Consider the following 318-nt stretch of genomic DNA (forward strand, 5'->3'; position numbering starts at 1 on the left):
AGGCAGGAGATGACTAAGGCTTTTAATAACGGCAGTAAGGATGTCTTCTTGGTGTCACTTAAAGCTGGCGGTGTTGGCCTCAATCTGACCGGAGCAGATACGGTCATTTTGATTGACCTTTGGTGGAATCCAGCTGTAGAGATGCAGGCCATCAGTCGGGCTCACCGACTAGGACAAAAGGAAAAAGTTGAAGTCTATCGTCTTATTACTAGAGGAACCATTGAAGAAAAAATCCTTGAATTGCAGGATTCCAAGAAGAATTTGGTGACAACTGTGTTGGATGGTGATGAAAGTCGCTCTAATATGACCATTGAAGAA

Annotated in this window: 1 protein-coding gene; it reads left to right on the forward strand. The window is 43.7% G+C overall.

Annotation, left to right across the window (positions count from 1 at the left end; all coding sequences use genetic code 11):
• On the forward strand, positions 1-318 hold a 318-nt coding region (locus tag FH871_RS35405), incomplete at both ends, for a C-terminal helicase domain-containing protein (protein WP_138995392.1).

This window comes from Larkinella sp. C7, assembly GCF_006149005.1.
In the GTDB taxonomy this organism is placed as follows: domain Bacteria; phylum Bacteroidota; class Bacteroidia; order Cytophagales; family Spirosomataceae; genus Larkinella.